This is a genomic window from Spirillospora sp. NPDC052242 (genome assembly GCF_040679555.1).
In the GTDB taxonomy this organism is placed as follows: Bacteria; Actinomycetota; Actinomycetes; order Streptosporangiales; family Streptosporangiaceae; genus Spirillospora.
Genome location: NZ_JBFAUZ010000012.1, coordinates 1 through 17,677, shown reverse-complemented (window position 1 = coordinate 17,677; position 17,677 = coordinate 1). Strand labels below are relative to the sequence as shown.

Annotated in this window: 16 protein-coding genes; 5 read left to right on the top strand and 11 right to left on the bottom strand. The window is 74.1% G+C overall.

Annotation, left to right across the window (positions count from 1 at the left end):
• Nucleotides 1-27: 27 nt before the first annotated feature.
• The 8 genes from AB0L25_RS12165 to AB0L25_RS12130 form a co-directional block, all read right to left on the bottom strand.
• Nucleotides 28-492: a ribose-5-phosphate isomerase gene (locus AB0L25_RS12165; protein ID WP_500171247.1), complete on the bottom strand. Its 465-nt coding sequence runs from the start codon at nt 490-492 to the stop codon at nt 28-30.
• 68 nt (nt 493-560) lie between these two features.
• A complete protein-coding gene (locus tag AB0L25_RS12160) occupies nt 561-1,565 on the bottom strand; it encodes a hypothetical protein (protein WP_500171245.1) in 1,005 nt (334 codons plus the stop codon).
• A gap of 90 nt (nt 1,566-1,655) precedes the next feature.
• A complete protein-coding gene (locus tag AB0L25_RS12155) occupies nt 1,656-2,612 on the bottom strand; it encodes an ATP-binding protein (RefSeq protein WP_500171243.1) in 957 nt (318 codons plus the stop codon).
• Nucleotides 2,613-2,737: 125 nt separating this feature from the next.
• Nucleotides 2,738-3,490, bottom strand: a complete 753-nt coding sequence (locus tag AB0L25_RS12150) for an energy-coupling factor ABC transporter ATP-binding protein (protein ID WP_500171242.1) — start codon at nt 3,488-3,490, stop codon at nt 2,738-2,740.
• Nucleotides 3,487-4,251, bottom strand: coding sequence for a cobalt ECF transporter T component CbiQ (gene cbiQ, locus AB0L25_RS12145; protein WP_500171240.1), 765 nt, complete (start codon nt 4,249-4,251; stop codon nt 3,487-3,489). The genes AB0L25_RS12150 and cbiQ overlap by 4 nt, the downstream gene beginning before the upstream one ends.
• Nucleotides 4,251-4,586 (bottom strand): PDGLE domain-containing protein, encoded by a 336-nt coding sequence (locus AB0L25_RS12140; protein WP_500171238.1) that lies wholly within the window; start codon nt 4,584-4,586, stop codon nt 4,251-4,253. The genes cbiQ and AB0L25_RS12140 overlap by 1 nt, the downstream gene beginning before the upstream one ends.
• 11 nt (nt 4,587-4,597) lie before the next feature.
• Nucleotides 4,598-5,317, bottom strand: coding sequence for an energy-coupling factor ABC transporter permease (locus AB0L25_RS12135; RefSeq protein ID WP_500171236.1), 720 nt, complete (start codon nt 5,315-5,317; stop codon nt 4,598-4,600).
• Between the two features lie 144 nt (nt 5,318-5,461).
• Nucleotides 5,462-6,076 carry a DsbA family oxidoreductase gene (locus AB0L25_RS12130; RefSeq protein ID WP_500171235.1) on the bottom strand — a complete coding sequence of 205 codons (615 nt, stop codon included), beginning with the start codon at nt 6,074-6,076 and terminating at the stop codon, nt 5,462-5,464.
• A 172-nt stretch (nt 6,077-6,248) separates the two neighbouring features.
• Between AB0L25_RS12130 and pepN the strand changes: the two genes are divergently transcribed.
• Complete coding sequence (pepN, locus tag AB0L25_RS12125) at nt 6,249-8,786, top strand: aminopeptidase N (RefSeq protein ID WP_500171233.1); 2,538 nt, start codon at nt 6,249-6,251, stop codon at nt 8,784-8,786.
• Nucleotides 8,787-8,857: 71 nt separating this feature from the next.
• Nucleotides 8,858-9,856, top strand: coding sequence for a hypothetical protein (locus tag AB0L25_RS12120; protein ID WP_500171231.1), 999 nt, complete (start codon nt 8,858-8,860; stop codon nt 9,854-9,856).
• On the opposite strand, the gene malQ is transcribed toward AB0L25_RS12120, so the two are convergent.
• A complete protein-coding gene (gene malQ, locus AB0L25_RS12115) occupies nt 9,837-11,930 on the bottom strand; it encodes a 4-alpha-glucanotransferase (RefSeq protein WP_500171229.1) in 2,094 nt (697 codons plus the stop codon). The two genes, AB0L25_RS12120 and malQ, sit on opposite strands and share 20 nt — an antisense overlap.
• Before the next feature lie 51 nt (nt 11,931-11,981).
• Nucleotides 11,982-13,406, bottom strand: a complete 1,425-nt coding sequence (locus AB0L25_RS12110; protein WP_500171228.1) for an amidase — start codon at nt 13,404-13,406, stop codon at nt 11,982-11,984.
• A 330-nt stretch (nt 13,407-13,736) separates the two neighbouring features.
• On the opposite strand from AB0L25_RS12110, the gene AB0L25_RS12105 reads away from it, so the two are divergent.
• The 3 genes from AB0L25_RS12105 (at nt 13,737) to AB0L25_RS12095 (ending at nt 17,231) form a co-directional block, all read left to right on the top strand.
• Nucleotides 13,737-14,552 carry a nuclease-related domain-containing protein gene (locus AB0L25_RS12105; protein WP_500171226.1) on the top strand — a complete coding sequence of 272 codons (816 nt, stop codon included), beginning with the start codon at nt 13,737-13,739 and terminating at the stop codon, nt 14,550-14,552.
• A gap of 356 nt (nt 14,553-14,908) precedes the next feature.
• Complete coding sequence (gene ilvD, locus AB0L25_RS12100) at nt 14,909-16,768, top strand: dihydroxy-acid dehydratase (RefSeq protein WP_500171224.1); 1,860 nt, start codon at nt 14,909-14,911, stop codon at nt 16,766-16,768.
• Between the two features lie 103 nt (nt 16,769-16,871).
• Nucleotides 16,872-17,231, top strand: a complete 360-nt coding sequence (locus AB0L25_RS12095; RefSeq protein ID WP_500171222.1) for a DUF1330 domain-containing protein — start codon at nt 16,872-16,874, stop codon at nt 17,229-17,231.
• A gap of 16 nt (nt 17,232-17,247) precedes the next feature.
• On the opposite strand, the gene AB0L25_RS12090 is transcribed toward AB0L25_RS12095, so the two are convergent.
• Nucleotides 17,248-17,481, bottom strand: coding sequence for an FmdB family zinc ribbon protein (locus AB0L25_RS12090; protein WP_500171220.1), 234 nt, complete (start codon nt 17,479-17,481; stop codon nt 17,248-17,250).
• Nucleotides 17,482-17,677 lie beyond the last annotated feature (196 nt).

Genomic DNA, 17,677 nt, shown 5'->3' with positions numbered 1-17,677 from the left:
TCCGCGGCGGCGCGGCGCCGTCGCCCCTCAGGCGCCGGGGACGACGCCGGTCTGCTCGTAGGCCGTCAGCATGTCGATGCGGCGGGTGTGCCGCGACTCCTTGGAGTACTCGGTGGCGAGGAACAGCTCGACGAAGCGGGCGGCGGTCGCGGCGTCGTGCTGGCGCGCGCCGATGCTGATGACGTTGGCGTCGTTGTGCTCGCGCGCGAGGACCGCGGTGTCCTCGTTCCAGACGAGCGCCGCCCGCACGCCCTGCACCTTGTTCGCGGCCATGACCTCGCCGTTCCCGGAGCCGCCGAGGACGATCCCGAACGTGCCCGGCTCCGCCGCCGTCCGCTCCGCCGCCCGCAGGACGAACGGCGGGTAGTCGTCGGCGGCGTCGTACTCGAACGCGCCGCAGTCGACGGGCTCGTGCCCGTTCTCCTTCAGCCAGGAGACCAGGTGCTCCTTGAGCTCGAAGCCGGCGTGATCGGTTCCAAGAAAGACGCGCATGGGCCCGATTGTCGCAGGTCCACGCGCGTCGTTCGTCCCCGGGGCGCCGGGCGGGCGGCGGTGCCGGGTCAGGCGGGCGGCGGCATCGGACGGTCGTCGCCGGCGCCCGGGTCGTGGTCGAGCATCGTCTTGTCGGCGAGGTCGCCGCCGCCCGATGCCGGGGCGTCGCCGGACTCGGCGGGCACCGTCTCGTCGTCCGCCTGCGTCGGCGGGTCGAGCGTGGGGGCGTCCGGCGCGGGCGGCGGAGCGGGCTGCTCGGGCGCGGACTGCTCGGGCGCGGACGGCTGCTGCGGGACGAACGGCTGCGGGACGGACGGCTGCTGCGGCGCGGCGCCCCAGACGGGCTGCTGGGGCCCGCCCTGCGGCGGGACGTACGGGACGTGGGCCGGGTGCTGCGGCGGCGCGTACGGCTGCTGTCCGGGCACGGGCTGGCCCGGGACGGGCGGCTGCCCGGGGACGGGCGGGAGCTGCGGCTGCATCGGCGCGCCCTGCTGCTGGTAGGGCTGCTGACCGTAGCCCTGCGGGGCGTACCCCTGCTGCGCGGGCGCCTGCCCGCCGAACCCGCGGTCGCGGCCGAGGTGGAACCCGGCGAGGGCGCCGAGGCCCGCGATCCAGCCGTAGGCGAAGCCGAAGGCGGCGCCGCCCGCGACGGAGTTCCAGACGATGCTCTGCCCGGGCGGCGAGATGTCGAGCGTCAGGCCGATCAGCAGCCCGGCGACGAGGCTCGAGAGGCCCGAGGCGACGACGCAGGCCCACCAGCCCGTGACGACCGCGCCGAGCATCCCCCGGTTCGGGTCGACGGCGCGGACGCCGGCGACGACGAGGCCCGCGAGGAGCACGAAGAACAGGAGCAGGCCGAAGTCCAGCGAGATGACGTAGCCCCAGTTGTAGAACCCTTCGGGGTAGAGGCGCCACTGCGGGTGCTGCAGCCAGTACAGCAGCGGCCACAGCCCGCCCTCGCGCCCCTCCCCGAGGATCGCCTCGACCGCCCACTGGTTCCCGAAGATCAGAGCGATCGCCACGACCGGGAGCACCGCGCCCCCGGCCGTCATCACCATCCGCCGCATCGTCATGGCGCGCAGGTTAGTGCCGCCGCCCCCGCGACGGTAGGCCCTACATCACGCCGGGTGCACGGCCGGATGCCCGAAACCGGGGCGTTCCGGTCAGGCGCGGCTCCGGGCGGCCGGCTCCGGGAAGCGGAACGCGGGATCCACCTGGTTCTCCAGGTCTTCGCCGACGGCCCGGCTCGCCCAGCTCCGGGCGTTCTTCACGTGGAACTCGACGGCCTGCCGCTGGAACTTCTCCCAGTCCTTGACGCGGGAGTCGACCTCGGCGCGCATCCGCGACAGCGCGGCCTCGTTGCCCTCCTCCAGCGCGACGCCGGTGCGGCCCTGCTCCAGCGCGCGGACGGACGCGGACTGGCCGAGCCACGTCAGCAGGTCGTCGCCGACGTGCTCGCGCAGGTAGGCGACGTCCTCGTCGGTCTGCACCTTGTTGCCGACGACGCGGATCGCGACGTCGTAGTCGCGGGCGTACTCGGTGTACTGCCGGTAGACGCCGACGCCCTTGCGGGTGGGTTCGGCGACGAGGAACATCAGGTCGAACCGGGTGAAGAGCCCGGACGCGAACGTGTCGGCCCCGGCGGTCATGTCCACGACGACGTACTCGCCCGGCCCGTCGACGAGGTGGTTGAGGTACAGCTCGACGGCCCCGGTCTTGGAGTGGTAGCACGCCACGCCGAGGTCGTCGTCGTTGAACGGGCCGGTGGCGAGCAGCGTGACGCCGTTGACGTCCTCGGCCAGCCGGTGGATCGGGTCGTCGCCGCGGAAGTCGAGCAGCCTCGACCCCTCGCCGGGCGGCGTCGTCTTGACCATGGCCGACGCGGACGAGACGCGCGGGTTCGCGCCGCGCAGGTACTCCTTGATGTCGGTGAGGTGATCGCCCATCGCGGGAATCTTGGCGGCGCGGTCCTCGTCGAGGCCGAGCGCCACGCCGAGGTGCTGGTTGATGTCGGCGTCGATGGCGACCACCGGCAGCCCGCGGCCCGCCAGGTGCCGGACGAAGAGCGACGACAGGGTGGTCTTGCCGCTGCCGCCTTTGCCGACGAACGCAACCTTCACGGTGAAATGCCCCCGTTTCGGATATGAAAATCATTGCCACTTCCGGAATCACGAGTCTGGCGGAGGCGGGCGCGTCAGGCAAGCGGAACGGCCGAGAAGGCCCCGAGGACCGCCGACCCGGCGGCTCAGCGGCGCGCGGCGGCGGGGTCGAACCCGAACGGCAGCTCGAGGCGGTGCGCGCGGAGCAGCTCCGCGTCGGCGAGCAGGTCCGGGGTTGGGGCGTCGGCGGCGATCACCCCGCCGGACAGGATCACCGAACGCGGGCACAGCTCGGCCGCGTACGGGAGGTCGTGGGTGACCATCAGGACGGTCACGTCGAGCCCCAGCAGGATCTCCGCCAGCTCGCGGCGGCTCGCCGGGTCGAGGTTGGACGACGGCTCGTCCAGCACGAGGATCTCCGGCTCCATCGCCAGGACGGTCGCGACCGCGACGCGGCGGCGCTGCCCGAAGGACAGGTGCTGCGGCGGCCGGTCGGCGGCGTGCGCCATCCCCACCCGGTCGAGCGCGGACCGGACGCGCGCGTCCAGCTCGGCGCCGCGCAGCCCCAGGTTGGCGGGGCCGAACGCGACGTCCTCGCGGACCGTCGGCATGAACAGCTGGTCGTCGGGGTCCTGGAACACGATCCCGACGCGGCGCCGCACCTCCCGCAGCGCCGCGCGGTCGCCCGGGTCGACGGCGAGCCCGCCGACCCGCACCTCGCCGAGGCCGCCGTGCAGGATGCCGTTCAGGTGCAGGACGAGCGTCGTCTTGCCCGCGCCGTTCGGCCCGAGCAGCGCGACCCGCTCGCCGCGCCCGATCGTCAGGTCGACGCCGAACAGCGCCTGCGTCCCGTCCGGGTAGGCGTAGGCGAGGCCGCGCACGTCCAGGGAAGGGGTCATGCGCCCATCCAGGCGGTCAGCGTCACCAGGGACGCGGCGAGCGGGAGCGCGGCGGCGGCCGTCCACTGGACGGGCGTCGCGCCGATGTCGTGCAGCACCGGCATGCGGCCGTCGTATCCGCGGCTCACCATCGCCAGGTGCACGCGCTCCCCGCGCTCGTACGAGCGCAGGAACAGCGCGCCCAGCGACTTCGCGAGGACGCCCGTGGCGCGGACGTCGCGCGCCTCGAACCCGCGGGACGCGCGCGCCGTCCGCATCCGGCCGAGCTCGGCGGCCACGACGTCGCCGTACCGCAGCATGAACCCGGCGATCTGCACGATGAGGCGCGGCACGCGGAGCCGTTCGAGGCCGAGCAGCAGCATGCGCGGCTCGGTCGTGGCGGCCAGCAGGACGGACGCGACCACGCCGAGGGTGCCCTTCGCGAGGATGTTCCACGCGCCCCACAGCCCGTCCTCGCTCAGCCGCAGCCCGAGCACGGTGACCTTCTCGCCGGTCGCGATGAACGGCATGAGCAGCGCGAACGCGACGAACGGGACCTCGATGACGACGCGCCGCGCGACCGTCCCGAACGGCACCCGGGCGGCGAGCGCGACCGCCGCGAGCAGCACCGCGTACCCGCCGAACGCCCACATCCGCTCGCGCGGCGTCGCCACGACCAGCAGGACGAACGCCAGCACCGCGACGAGCTTGCAGTGCGGCGGCAGCCGGTGCACCGGCGAGTCGCCCGGCAGGTGGAGCCGGTGCGCGTGGCCCGCGCCCACTAGCCCGTCCGGGACGCGGTCCCGGACCCCGTGCGGGGCTCGGCGCCGCCGCGCCGCCGGATCGCCCAGAACAGCCCGCCGCCCGCCGCGAGCGTGAGGCCGACGCCGATCAGCCCGGCGAGCCCGCCGGACAGCCGTCCGTCGTCCACTCCCTCGACGCCGTAGTCGCCGAGCGGGGAGCCGGCCAGCGCGTGCTCCTTCTCCTTCGCGGCGATGCCCTTGTCCGCGGCGACCTTCTCCAGGCCGTCGGGGCTCGAACTGGCGTAGTGGCTGACGATCCCGGCCAGGATCAGCGACACGATCAGGAACCCGGCGAAGAAGCGTTTGGTCTGCACGGCCCTCTCCCTCACGCCTGCGACGGCTCGGCCCGGTCGGCGCCGCCCGCGCCCGGCTCCCGCGCGCGCAGCTCCGGCGGTCTGCGCAGCTCGCGGGCGCCGTGCACCAGGTCGGGCCGGACGGCGAGGACGCTCGACACCGTCGCCGCCGTGATCAGCGCCTCGCCGACGCCGATGAGGACGTGCACGCCGACCATCGCGCCCGCGACCGTCCCGATCGGGACGTCGGTCGTGCCGCCCAGCGCGTACAGCGCGGTGAACGCGGCGGCCGAGGCCGGCACCGACACCAGCGCCGCGGCGAACGACGCCCCGGCCGCGGCCGGGCGGGTCTTCGGCAGGACCCGGACGAGCGCGCGGAACAGCGGGTACGCGACGGCGACCGTGACCAGCGACATCGTGACGACGTTGACGCCGAGCGCGGTGAGGCCGCCGTCGGCGAACAGCAGCGCCTGCAGCAGCAGGACGACCGCCACGCACAGGGCGCCCGCCCACGGGCCGACGAGGATCGCGGCGAGCGCCCCGCCGAGCAGATGCCCGCTGGTCCCGGACGCGACCGGGAAGTTCAGCATCTGCGCGGCGAAGACGAACGCCGCGGTGAGTCCCGCGAGCGGCGCCGTCCGGTCGTCGAGTTCGCGGGCGGCGCCGCGCAGCGCCAGCCCGACTCCGGCGACCGCGACGGCGCCCGCCGCGATCGAGACGGGCGCGTCGATGAATCCGTCCGGTGCGTGCATCCCTCACCGCCCTGCCGTAGGCGACCACAGCAGGGACAGTGTGCGGCGCGACGGTTGCAGTTGCAATAGCCTCGCAACTACGGTTCGCGGCCGGTTCCGGGCACCGGTTCGGGCACCCGGTTCAGGCGCGGTTCAGACGCCGGGTCAGTCGAAGGACGGCTCCTCGGTCCGGGTCCGCTTGAGCTCGAAGAATCCCGGGGTGCTCGCCACGGCCACCACGCCGTCGAACAGCTTCACCGCGTCCTCGCCGCGCGGGATCGGCGTCACCACCGGGCCGAAGAACGCGCTGCCCTCGACCTCGATGACCGGGGTGCCCACCTCCTGGCCGACGCGGTCGATGCCGTCCTTGTGGGACGCGCGCAGCGCCTCGTCGTACGCCGTCGAGTCGGCGGCCTCGGCGAGGGACGGGTCCAGCCCGGCGGCGGTGAGGGCCTCCGCCAGCAGTTCAGGCCCGAAGTCGCGCTTGTCGTGGTGGCGGCGCGTCCCGAGCTCGGTGTACAGCCGTCCCAGCACCTCGGCGCCGTACTTCTGCTCGGCGGCGATGCAGACCCGCACCGGGCCCCACGCCGTCTCGAGCATCTTCCGGTACTCCTCCGGGATGTCCTTGTCCTCGTTCAGGACGGCGAGGCTCATCACGTGCCAGCGCACGTCGATCGGGCGCAGCTTCTCGACCTCCAGGATCCAGCGGGAGGTGATCCACGCCCAGGGGCACAGCGGGTCGAACCAGAAGTCCACGGGGGTACGGGCGTCCTGCGTCATCGTGCGTCTCCTTCTAGACCGGTCTACAAGAGCGACAACTCCTCCCCGGCCGTCCGCATTTCCCCCGGATGGGACGGGCCGGAATTCCGCGCGGAGGACCTGTCTACCAACGGGTCGGCCGCCCTGTTGGTAGACATGAGGGATCAAGCCATAAGCCGACCGAGGAGTTCATGTGGCAGGCAACCTCACGCGCGACGAGGCGCGGGAACGGGCACGGCTGCTCACCGTCGAGTCCTACGCGGTCGAACTGGACCTCACGACCGGTGAGGAGCGGTTCGGTTCCACGACCGTGATCAGGTTCGGGAGCGCCGAGCCGGGGGCGTCCACGTTCGTCGACCTGCACGGCGCGGTCGTGCGGGAGGCGACGCTGAACGGCACCGCGCTGGACCCCGCGTCCTACGACGCGGAGAAGGGTCGCCTCCCGCTGCCCGGCCTGGCCGCCGAGAACGAGCTCCGCGTCGTCGCCGACTGCGCCTACTCCCGGTCGGGCGAGGGCCTGCACCGGTTCGTGGACCCGGTGGACGGCGGCGTCTACCTGTACTCGCAGTTCGAGACGGCCGACGCGCACCGCATGTACACGTGCTTCGACCAGCCCGACCTCAAGGCGACGTTCGAGTTCAAGGTGCGCGCCCCCGAGGACTGGGAGGTCGTCACCAACGAGGCGGCCGAGAAGCGGGAGGGCGGCGACTGGCACTTCATGCCGACGCCGCAGATCTCCACCTACATCACCGCGCTGATCGCCGGGCCGTACCACGTGGTGCGCGACGAGTACCGGCGCGAGGACGGCACCGTCATCCCGCTCGGCGTGTACTGCCGGGCGTCGCTGGCCGAGCACCTGGACGCCCCCGCGATCGTCGACGTCACCCGGCAGGGGTTCGCGTACTTCGAGAAGGTCTTCGGGCGCCCGTACCCGTTCGCGAAGTACGACCAGCTGTTCGTGCCCGAGTTCAACGCGGGCGCGATGGAGAACGCGGGCGCCGTCACCTTCCTGGAGGACTACGTCTTCCGGTCGCGGGTCACCGACGCGGCGTACGAGCGGCGCGCCGAGACGATCCTGCACGAGATGGCGCACATGTGGTTCGGCGACCTGGTCACCATGCGCTGGTGGGACGACCTGTGGCTGAACGAGTCGTTCGCGACGTACATGAGCGTGCTGTGCCAGTCGGAGGCCACGAAGTGGACGGCGTCGTGGACGACGTTCGCGAACCTGATGAAGGCGTGGGCGTACCGGCAGGACCAGCTCCCGTCCACGCACCCGATCTCCGCCGACATCCCCGACATCCGGGCCGTCGAGGTGAACTTCGACGGCATCACGTACGCGAAGGGCGCGAGCGTCCTCAAGCAGCTCGTCGCCTACGTCGGCCGCGACAACTTCCTGGAGGGCGTCCGCCGCTACTTCGACCGGCACGCGTGGGGCAACACGGTCCTCACCGACCTGCTGAGCGCGCTGGAGGAGACGTCCGGGCGCAGCGACCTCGGCGCGTGGTCGAAGGAGTGGCTGGAGACCGCGGGGGTCAACACGCTGCGCCCGCGGTACGAGGTCGACGGGGACGGGAACTTCGCGTCGTTCGCCGTCCTGCAGGAGGCGAAGCCCGACTACCCGACGCTGCGGTCGCACCGCGTCGCGATCGGCCTGTACGACCGGACGCCCGACGGCATCGTCCGCCGCGAGCGCGTCGAGCTCGACGTCGTCGGGGCGCGCACCGAGGTGCCGCAGCTCGTCGGGCAGAAGCGGCCCGACCTGGTGCTCGTCAACGACGACGACCTCACCTACGCGAAGGTGCGGCTCGACGACCACTCGCTGAGCACCCTCGTCGAGGGGATCGGCGACATCCGGGAGGGCCTGCCGCGCGCGCTGTGCTGGTCGGCGGCCTGGGACATGACGCGGGACGCCGAGATGGCGACGCGCGACTACGTCCGGCTCGTCGCGAAGGGCGTCCGGGGCGTCACCGACATCTCGGTCACGCAGACGCTGCTGCGGCAGGCGCGCCTCGCCGTCCAGCAGTACGCCGACCCGGCGTGGCGGGACGAGGGCCTCGCGCTGATGGCCGACACGCTGTGGGAGCTGGCCCGCGAGGCCGAGGCCGGGTCGGACTTCCAGCTCGCGTACGTCCAGGCGTTCGCCGGCTCCGCGATCAGCGACGCGCACCTGGCGTCCGTCCGGGGCCTGCTGGACGGGTCGGAGAAGCTCGACGGCCTCACCGTCGACACCGACCTGCGCTGGACGCTGCTGCGCCGCCTCGTCGTCACCGGCAAGGCCGGGCAGGACGAGATCGACGCCGAGCACGAGCGGGACCGGACGGCGGCGGGCGAGCGGCACGCCGCCGCCTGCACGGCCGCGATCCCGACCGCCGACGCCAAGGCCGCCGCGTGGGAGCGGATCGTGTCCGGCGACCTGCCGAACGCCGTGTACCGCGCGACGCTCGGCGGGTTCGTCGAGCCCGACCAGGCCGGGCTGCTCGTCCCGTACGTCGACCGGTACTTCGCCGAGGTCGGCCGCATCTGGAAGGAGTGGAGCAGCGACATGTCGCAGACGTTCGCCGAGAGCGCCTACCCCTTCCTGGTGATCGAGCAGTCCACGATCGACCGCACCGAGGCGTACATCGAGGAGAACACGCCCCCGGCGGCGCTCGTCCGGCTGCTGTCCGAGGGACGCGACGGGGTCGCGCGTGCGCTGCGGGCGCGCGCGCAGGACGCGTCGGCGTCCTGACGACCCATCCGTGGCCGTGCGGGTCCCCGCACGGCCACGGCCCCCCGAACAACAAGAGAGGAAGCGGCGGGATGGAGACCGCACGGGACGTCCTGACCGCACTGGCGCGCCGGCACGCGTTCGGCGACCTGGAGGCGCTGCTCGACGAGGGCACCCTCGCCGCCGACGGCCGGACCCGCGAGGTGGCGGCGCTGTGCGCGTTCGGGCAGCGCGTCCTCGACCTGGACGCCGAGGACTTCGGGATGCCCGAGGCCGCCGGGGACGTCCCGCCGGACCTGCTGGACCGGGCGCGCGCCAGCCGCATGCCGCAGGCGCCCCGGGAGCGGCCGCGCGGCGCCCTCGCGAGCCTGCGCCCCGCGTACGCGCTGCTGCTGGAGGTCATCGCGGTGCGCTGGCACCGCCGCGAGATGGCGGCGCTCGTCGCCGCCGTGCACATCGCGGGCGAGTACCTGGCGATGCTGGCGTGGGAGCCGGTGCTCGGCCACGCGGGCGACCCGGCGCTGCTCGCCGCCGCCGTCGGCGGCGAGGGCAGCCGGTGGGGCGTGCCGGTCGAGCCGGACGCGCCGCGCGAGTGCGACCACACGCGGCCCGAGCGGTCCGCGTGCGAGCGCGCGCTGCGGGTCGCGACGATGCCGCCGCCGGGCTGGCGCGCCTACCTCGACCGGCAGCACAGCCAGGTCGCGTCCGCGCTCGGCGACTGCGCCGCCCGCTGCCGCACCCCCTGCACGGTCGTGACCCGGCTGGACGACGCCGTCCGCGCCGACCTCGCCGAACGCTGCGGGCTGGCGAACGACTTCGCCGACGGCGCCCTCGTGAAGCTGCGGCACGCCGCGCCCGTCGGGCACGGCTTCGGGGTGCCGTCGCCGGAGGAGGTCCAGGCGGCGTGGGACCGGGCCCGCAGGTCGCTGTGCCGCCGCCCGCTCGGCGCCGCCGCGATGGGCGCCGCCGGCGACGACCCCTACCCGCTGCCCGGGCTGCCCGCCCTGTTCTCCGCGATCGCCGCGGCGCCGATCGTCCCGGACACCCTGCTGCACGACGTCACGACGCGCATCACGGCGACGCTGGGCTGACGCCGCCCGGCGACGGCCGCACCGGCTCCACGGACGGCAGCGGGCGGGACGGCAGGTCCTCGACCAGGACCGGCCGCCCGTCCGCGCCGGCCAGCGGCACCCGCCAGTTCGGGTACTCGTCGACCGTGCCCGGCTGGTTCTGGGTGCGGCGCTCCCCGACGGCGTCGGCGAGCGAGACGCCGACGAGCCGGGCGGGCGTGCGGGCGAGGAAGCCGTGCAGCGCCGCGACGACCCGCTCGTCGTACTCGCCCGACCCCTCGGCCAGCGCCCGCAGGATCGTCTCGGGCGGCGCGGGCAGCAGCCCCTCGGCGTGCAGGAGCGCGAGCCAGTCGGCGAGGTGCCGCCGGTGCTCGTCCTCCTCCTCGGCGCGGGGACGGGTGAGCAGGCCGAGCCGGTCGCGCAGGTCGATGTGGTCGCCGTGCAGGAAACCGGTGATCGGCGGCATGTCGTGCGTCCCCACCGTCGCCAGCGACGGCTCCCGCCACCGCCGCGCCTGCTTCGGCCGGCCCCGCTCGTCCCGCTCGAACCACAGCAGCGACGTCCCGAGGACGCCGTGCGCGGCGAGCGCCTCCCGCACCTCCGGCTCGACCGTCCCGAGGTCCTCGCCGACGACGACGGCGCCCGCCCGCTCGGCCTCCCACGCGAGGCAGCCGAGCAGCGCGTCCCGGTCGTAGCGGACGTACGTGCCGTCGGCCGCCGAGCCGCCCTCGGGCACCCACCACAGCCGCGACACCTGCATGGCGTGGTCGAGGCGCAGCCCGCCGCCGTGCCGGAACGCCGCCGCGAGCATGTCCCGGAACGGCGCGTAGGCGGCCTCGGCGAGGCGGCGCGGGTGCCACGGCGGCTGCCCCCAGTCCTGGCCGCGCTGGTTGAACTCGTCGGGCGGCGCGCCGACGCTCATGCCGGGCGCGAACAGGTCCCGGTACATCCAGGCGTCGGCGCCGCCGTGCGCGACGCCCACCGCCAGGTCGTGCACGATCCCGATCGGCATGCCCGCGTCCCGCGCCGCCGCCTGCGCCGCCGCGAGCTGCCCGTCCAGCCGCCACTGCAGCCACGCGTGGAACTCGACGCGGTCGGCGAGCCGCGCGGCCTCGGCGGCGACGGCGCGGCTCCCGGCGTCGCGGAGCTCGGCGGGCCAGGCCCGCCAGTCCGGGCCGTGCTTCTCGGCGAGCGCCGACCAGGTCGCGAACATGGTGAGCGCGCCGCCCTCGCGGGCCCGGAACTCCGCGAACGCGCGCTGCTCGACGGCGCCGCGCGGGAGCCGGTACAGCGACTCGAGCGCCTGCAGCTTCGCCGCCCAGGCCGCGCTCCGGTCGATGCTCCGGTCGATGCTCCGGTCGGTCGGCCGCACCGCGACGCCGTCCGGGCGCAGCGGCGCGCCGAGCGCGGCCAGCCGGTCCCGGTCGGCGGCGGGCAGCGCGGCGTACTCGGGGAGGTCCTCGACGCGCAGGTAGAGCGGCGCGGCGAAGCGGCGGCTCATCGGCGAGTAGGGCGACGGGCCGACCGGCGGGACGGTCTCGGTCGCGTGCAGCGGGTTGATGAGCAGGAACCCGGCGCCGAGGTCGCGGCCGCTCCAGGACGCGAGGTCCGCGAGGTCGCGCAGGTCGCCGATGCCCCACGACGCCCTCGACCGCACGGAGTACAGCTGCACGGTGAATCCCCACGCCCGTTCGGGACGCGCAAGCGCGCGCGGGGCCATCAGGAAGGGGACGTTCTCGTGCCGCTCCCCCAGTCGCGCGTGCAGCCGGTGCCAGCCCGGCGGGACGTCGCCGTCGACCGGGCGCTCGGTCCCGTCCGCGAGTTCGACGGCCAGGTCCGGACGGCCGGGCGGCCGCGGCGGGTCCTCGCCGCGGCGGGCGACGACGACCGGCGGGAGCAGCCGCGTCCGATCCCGCTCCCGCTCGCGTTCCAGCTCCTCCCGGACGGCCGCGGGGGACGACACGTCCAGGCCGAGCGCCGCGAGGACGGAGCGGAGCGTGTCGGGCGCGACGCCGGTCTCGCGCCCCCGCCAGTCGGTGTAGCGGGTCGCGACGCCGTACCGCCGCGCCAGCGCGGCGAGTTCCTCTTCCACCACGCTGTACCACTGCCCCGTCCGCGCGGGCTCATCCGTCGCGCGCGGCCGGTCTTACTCGCTCCAGACGGGCGGCTTCCGGCCGGCCCAGGGGCGGGCCTCCTCGAGCTGCGCCGACAGGGAGATGAGGGTGCCCTCCCCGCCGATCCGGCCCGCGAGCATGACGCCGATGGGCAGGCCCTCGTCCGTCCAGTGCAGCGGGACGTTCACCGCGGGCTGCCCCGACAGGTTGTACATCGCGCAGAAGGGCGTGAAGCGCGTCTGCCGTGCGAAGTTCTCCTCGGGCTCCTGGTCGTGGAAGTACCCCACGGGGGCCGGGGGCTGCGCCAGGGTCGGGTGCAGGATCGCGTCGTACTCGTCCATCATCTCCAGCGCGAGACGGAACGCGCCCTGCAGCGTCGCCTGCGCGTTCAGCAGCTGCGGCGCCGTGATGGCCTCGCCGCGCGCCCGCAGCCAGCGCGTCAGCGGCTGCAGCAGGTGCTCGCTCTCCGGCGGGACGGGCGTCGTCGTCGCCATCGCCGCCCACAGCGTCTCGAAGTGCGGCAGCAGCTCGGACGCGTCGACCCGCGGCAGGTCCACGACCTCGTGCCCCAGCTCCGTCAGCAGCGCCGTCGCCTCCTCGTAGGCGGCGACGCAGTCCGGGTGGACGGTCGCGTCCGGCACCGCGGACTCGATGCTGCGCGCGATCCGCAGCCGCCCCGGCGGCCGGTCCGCGAACGACAGGAACGTCCCCTCGGCCGCCGGCGCCCGGAACAGGTCCCCGTACATCGGCGCGGCCATGACGTCCAGCAGCAGCGCCGCGTCCCGGACGCTGCGCGCGATCGGCCCGTTCGTCGCCAGCCCGAACAGGTCCGCGCTGATCGGCCCCTGCGAGATCCGGCCGCGCGTCGGCTTGATCCCGAACAGGCCGCACGCGCTGGACGGGATCCGGATCGACCCGCCGCCGTCGCTGCCCTGCGCCCCGGGGGCCAGCCCGGCCGCGACGGCCGCCGCCGCGCCGCCGCTCGACCCGCCCGCCGACCGCGACAGGTCCCACGGGGTGCGGGCCGCCGGCGCCACGGCGCTCTCGGTGTAGCACGGCAGCCCGAACTCGGGCGTCGTCGTCTTCCCGGGCATCACCGACCCGGCGTCGCGCAGCAGCCGCACGACCGAGTCGTCCGCGAAGCCCTTCAGGTCGGCGAACGCGGACGAGCCGAACGTCGTCCGGACGCCCGCCACGAGGTTCAGGTCCTTGATCGGGATCGGGACGCCGAGGAGCGGCGGCAGCTCCGCCGGGTCGGCGGCGTCCAGCACCGCCTTCTCGGCCGCGCGCGCCTGCTCGCGCGCGAGGTCCGCGGTCACCGTCACGTACGCCCCGACCCGTGGGTTCAGGCGTTCGATGCGCTTGAGGTAGTGGTCGGCGATTTCGACGGGGGACAGCTCCCGGGTCCGGACGGCCGAGGCCGTCTCCCTGACGCCGAGGTCATGGGGATGTGTCACGAAAAGGAACCGTAGACGTCCCGTGCGCGGGCATCAACGGGACGGCCCTCCGCGTAGGCGGGCACCCCCGAGACGGAAGGGAGGTGAATTACCACCATACCCACCGGCCGCGTAAGTGAATCACTCACGAGCGGGGACAAAACTATTAACCCCAGATGACTAGTTCGACCCCGGCACGACTGATTACTCTGCGCACGGAGGATCATGCCCCCGATCGGAAAGGAATACGGAGCGTCACTCATGGCGATCACGGAGCGGGGCAACGGACAGGAGGCCCGGGTGCGTCCCGGGCCCGGACCCGAAGAGAGGCGTGACCAGCGTGAACCTCCCGTGAACGACCGGCCGGACGGCCCCCCGGACGACCGCGCCGACGACCTCGTGGACGACCGCCTGGACGACCACGAGGAGGAACTGACGCGCGACCGCGCGGGCGGGCGCGCCGCGGGCCTCGACGGGCTGCTGGGCGACCCCCGCGCCCGCCGCTGGCTCGTCCGCGGCGCCGCGGCCGTCGTCGCCCTCGTCGTCGGCTGGGCCCTGATCGACCTGCGCGCCGGATTCACGCTCGCCGTCCTCGTGGTCATCGCGGACGTCGTCCGGGTGACCCGCAAGAGCTCGAGCGTCCCGGCGTGGCAGAAGTCCTCGGCCGCCGAACGCCGCACCGAGAAGCAGCTGAAGGCGCTCGAGCGCCGCGGCTACCTCGTGCTGCACGCCCGCGCGGTGCCGCACGACAAGGACGGCGTCAGCGACGGCCGGATCGACCACCTGGTCATCGGGCCGAGCGGCGTCTACGCGATCGACTCCGAGAAATGGGACAAGCGCCTCCCCGTGCGCACGATGTCCCACCTGAAGCTGTTCCACGGCCCCGTCAACAAGAAGGACCGGCTCGACGAGGCCCGCTGGGAAGCCGAGCAGGCCAGCAAGATCCTCGCCGGCCGGGTCGGCTTCGAGGTCCCCGTCCAGCCCTCCGTGGCGATCTACGGGCCGTCCATCCCGTGGAAGGTCATGCGGGTCCGGGACGTGGACGTCTACGCGGGCAACCGGGCGCGCGCCTACCTGCGCCGCCGGCCGAAGATCCTCACCGACATCGACGTCCAGCGGATCTTCCAGGCGGCCGAGAAGGCCCTGCCGCCCAAGTACCCCGTCTGAACCCCGACGCGACACGCGGCACCTCGACCGCCCGAGGTGCCGCACCTCTCCGCGAACCCCCGCGGATTCCCGCGCACCGCGCGTCCGCACCGCGCCGCGCGTCCTCTTCGCACAGATCACCGGGCCGGCCGCGCCGTCCCGGGAATTCGCGCGCCCGCCGCGCGTTGATACCATCGGGGACCTGGAAGGGCCGGCCCGCGCGCGACCTCCGCTGAGCCGGCGGCAGCGCCGCGATCCGCCGCTGCGAGCGTCCCGGAACACCCACCGCGACACCCGGGCGAAGATCGCCCGCCCCGCCGACCCCGGCGCGGCGCGCGCACCCGGGCTCGCGCACGTCACAGGTCAGAGAGGTCACGATGCCCCCGCTCAGGTCACGCACGGTCACCCACGGCAGGAACATGGCGGGCGCCCGCGCGCTCATGCGGGCCAGCGGCGTCGAGCGCGAGGACTTCGGCAAGCCCATCGTCGCGGTCGCCAACAGCTTCACGCAGTTCGTGCCCGGCCACGTCCACCTCGACGAGGTCGGCAAGGTCGTCGCCGGCGCCGTCAAGGAGGCCGGCGGCGTGCCCCGCGAGTTCAACACCATCGCCGTGGACGACGGCATCGCGATGGGCCACGGCGGCATGCTGTACTCGCTGCCGTCCCGCGAGCTGATCGCCGACGCGGTCGAGTACATGGTCAACGCGCACTGCGCCGACGCGCTCGTCTGCGTCTCCAACTGCGACAAGATCACCCCGGGGATGCTGCTGGCCGCGATGCGGCTCAACATCCCGACCGTGTTCGTCTCCGGCGGCCCGATGGAGGCCGGCAAGCCCGTCGAGGGCGTCATGGGCGGCAACAAGCTCGACCTCATCGACCCGATGATCGCCTCCGCCGACGAGTCCGTCGCCGACGACAAGCTCGCCGAGATGGAGGAGAGCGCCTGCCCGACCTGCGGGTCCTGCTCCGGCATGTTCACCGCCAACTCGATGAACTGCCTCACCGAGGCGATCGGCCTCGCGCTGCCCGGCAACGGCACCGTCCTCGCCACCCACACCGCCCGCCGCGCCCTCTACGAGAAGGCCGGACGCACCGTCGTCGAGATCGCGAAGCGGTACTACGAGGACGACGACGAGTCCGTCCTGCCGCTGAACATCGCGACGTGGGACGCGTTCGAGAACGCGATGGTGCTGGACGTCGCCATGGGCGGCTCCACCAACACGATCCTGCACCTGCTCGCCGCCGCCACCGAGGCCGGCGTCGACTTCGGCCTCGACGACATCGACGCCGTCTCCCGCCGCGTGCCGTGCCTGTGCAAGCTGGCCCCCGCGCTGGCCACCTACCACGTCGAGGACTGCCACCGCGCCGGCGGCATCCCCGCGCTGCTCGGCGAGCTGCACCGCGCCGGGCTGCTGAACTCCGGCGCGCACACGATCCACAGCCCGTCCATCGCCGAGTTCGTCGCCCGGTGGGACGTCCGCTCCCCCGACGTCCTGCCCGAGGCCGTCGAGCTGTTCCACGCGGCGCCCGGCGGCGTCCGCAGCACGTCCGCGTTCAGCCAGAGCAACCGCTGGAAGGACCTCGACCTCGACCGCGCCGAGGGCTGCATCCGCGACGCCGAGCACGCCTACACCGCCGACGGCGGCCTCGCCGTCCTGCGCGGCAACATCGCCCCCGACGGCGCGATCGTCAAGACCGCGGGCGTCGAGGAGGAGCTCTGGACGTTCTCCGGCCCGGCCGTCGTGTTCGAGAGCCAGGACGAGGCGTCCGAGGGCATCCTCGCGGGCAAGGTGAAGGCCGGCGACGTCGTCGTCATCCGCTACGAGGGGCCCCGCGGCGGCCCCGGCATGCAGGAGATGCTGTACCCGACGAGCTTCCTCAAGGGCCGCGGGCTCGGCAAGGCGTGCGCGCTGATCACCGACGGCCGGTTCTCCGGCGGGACGTCCGGGCTGTCCATCGGGCACGCGTCCCCCGAGGCCGCGGGCGGCGGGATCATCGCCCTCGTCGAGGACGGCGACCGCATCGTCATCGACATCCCGAACCGCGTCCTGGAGCTGGACGTCCCGGAGGACGAGCTGGAGATCCGGCGCGAGAAGCTGCTGGCCGACCTCGGCGGCTACCGGCCCCGCGACCGGCGGCGTCCCGTCAGCGCCGCGCTGCGCGCCTACGCCGCGATGGCCACCTCGGCCTCCACCGGCGCCGCGCGGGACGTCTCGCAGCTCGAGCACCGGGCATGACCTGACAGGTAATCGACCGCGTTACCCCTCCCCGGGCAGAGTGGAGCACGCAAGGCCGGGGCCGCCGACCGGGGCCCCGGCACCACCGCCCGGGGAGACCACCATGACCGCGTACGCGCTCGCCCACCTGCTCCCGCAGCCGCCCCTGCACGACGACGTCTTCACCTACATCGAGCGCATCCAGGACACGATGGACCCGTTCGGCGGCCGCTTCCTCGTGCACGGCACGGACCCCGAGGTGATGGAGGGCCCGTTCGAGGGCGGGTACGTCCTCATCGAGTTCCCCGACATGGCGAACGCCCGCGCCTGGTTCGCGTCGGACGCCTACCAGGCGATCGTCCGGATGCGCACCGACAACATCCCGGGCACGGCCGTGCTGCTGCAGGGCGTCCCGCCGGGCTACGACGCCGCCGCCACGGGCCGCGCCATGCGCGCCGCGCAGGCCGCCGCGCAGGCCGGTTGACCCGCCCGGCGGGCCGTCAGGAGCAGCAGCCTCCGCCGCAGCAGCCGCCACCGCCGCCACCGCCGCCGGCGGACGGCGGGGGCTGCGGGGCGCCGCCGCGGGACGAGCCGGTCACGGCGACCGTGGACAGCAGCTTGACCGTGTCGTCGTGCCCCTCCGGGCACGGCGCGGGATCGGACGCGTTGATCATCGGCCGGGAGACCTCGAAGGTCGACCCGCAGGCGCGGCAGCGGTAGTCATAACGTGGCACGCCTCAAATATAAGGTCGCCCGCCCGTTCCGGCCACGCCGCGCTTGCGCTCCGGCCGCCGGTCAGGCGCTTCATCGTGGGGGGACGACCCCCCACACCCCCCCGGCAAAGGCCGGGCCACCGGTCAGGCGGCTGATCGGCATCGTCCACGACGGCGATCCCCAGTGGGCGCCGTACGTGACCGAGCCCGCCGCCTG

Bases quoted from the DNA above. Each gene is read 5' to 3' on its own strand.
- AB0L25_RS12120 (WP_500171231.1), top strand. From the start codon at position 8,858: ATGGAGACCGCACGGGACGTCCTGACCGCACTGGCGCGCCGGCACGCG.
- AB0L25_RS12160 (WP_500171245.1), bottom strand. From the start codon at position 1,565: ATGACGATGCGGCGGATGGTGATGACGGCCGGGGGCGCGGTGCTCCCG.
- AB0L25_RS12165 (WP_500171247.1), bottom strand. From the start codon at position 492: ATGCGCGTCTTTCTTGGAACCGATCACGCCGGCTTCGAGCTCAAGGAG.
- ilvD (WP_500171224.1), top strand. From the start codon at position 14,909: ATGCCCCCGCTCAGGTCACGCACGGTCACCCACGGCAGGAACATGGCG.
- AB0L25_RS12095 (WP_500171222.1), top strand. From the start codon at position 16,872: ATGACCGCGTACGCGCTCGCCCACCTGCTCCCGCAGCCGCCCCTGCAC.
- AB0L25_RS12135 (WP_500171236.1), bottom strand. From the start codon at position 5,317: ATGCACGCACCGGACGGATTCATCGACGCGCCCGTCTCGATCGCGGCG.
- AB0L25_RS12150 (WP_500171242.1), bottom strand. From the start codon at position 3,490: ATGACCCCTTCCCTGGACGTGCGCGGCCTCGCCTACGCCTACCCGGAC.
- AB0L25_RS12130 (WP_500171235.1), bottom strand. From the start codon at position 6,076: ATGACGCAGGACGCCCGTACCCCCGTGGACTTCTGGTTCGACCCGCTG.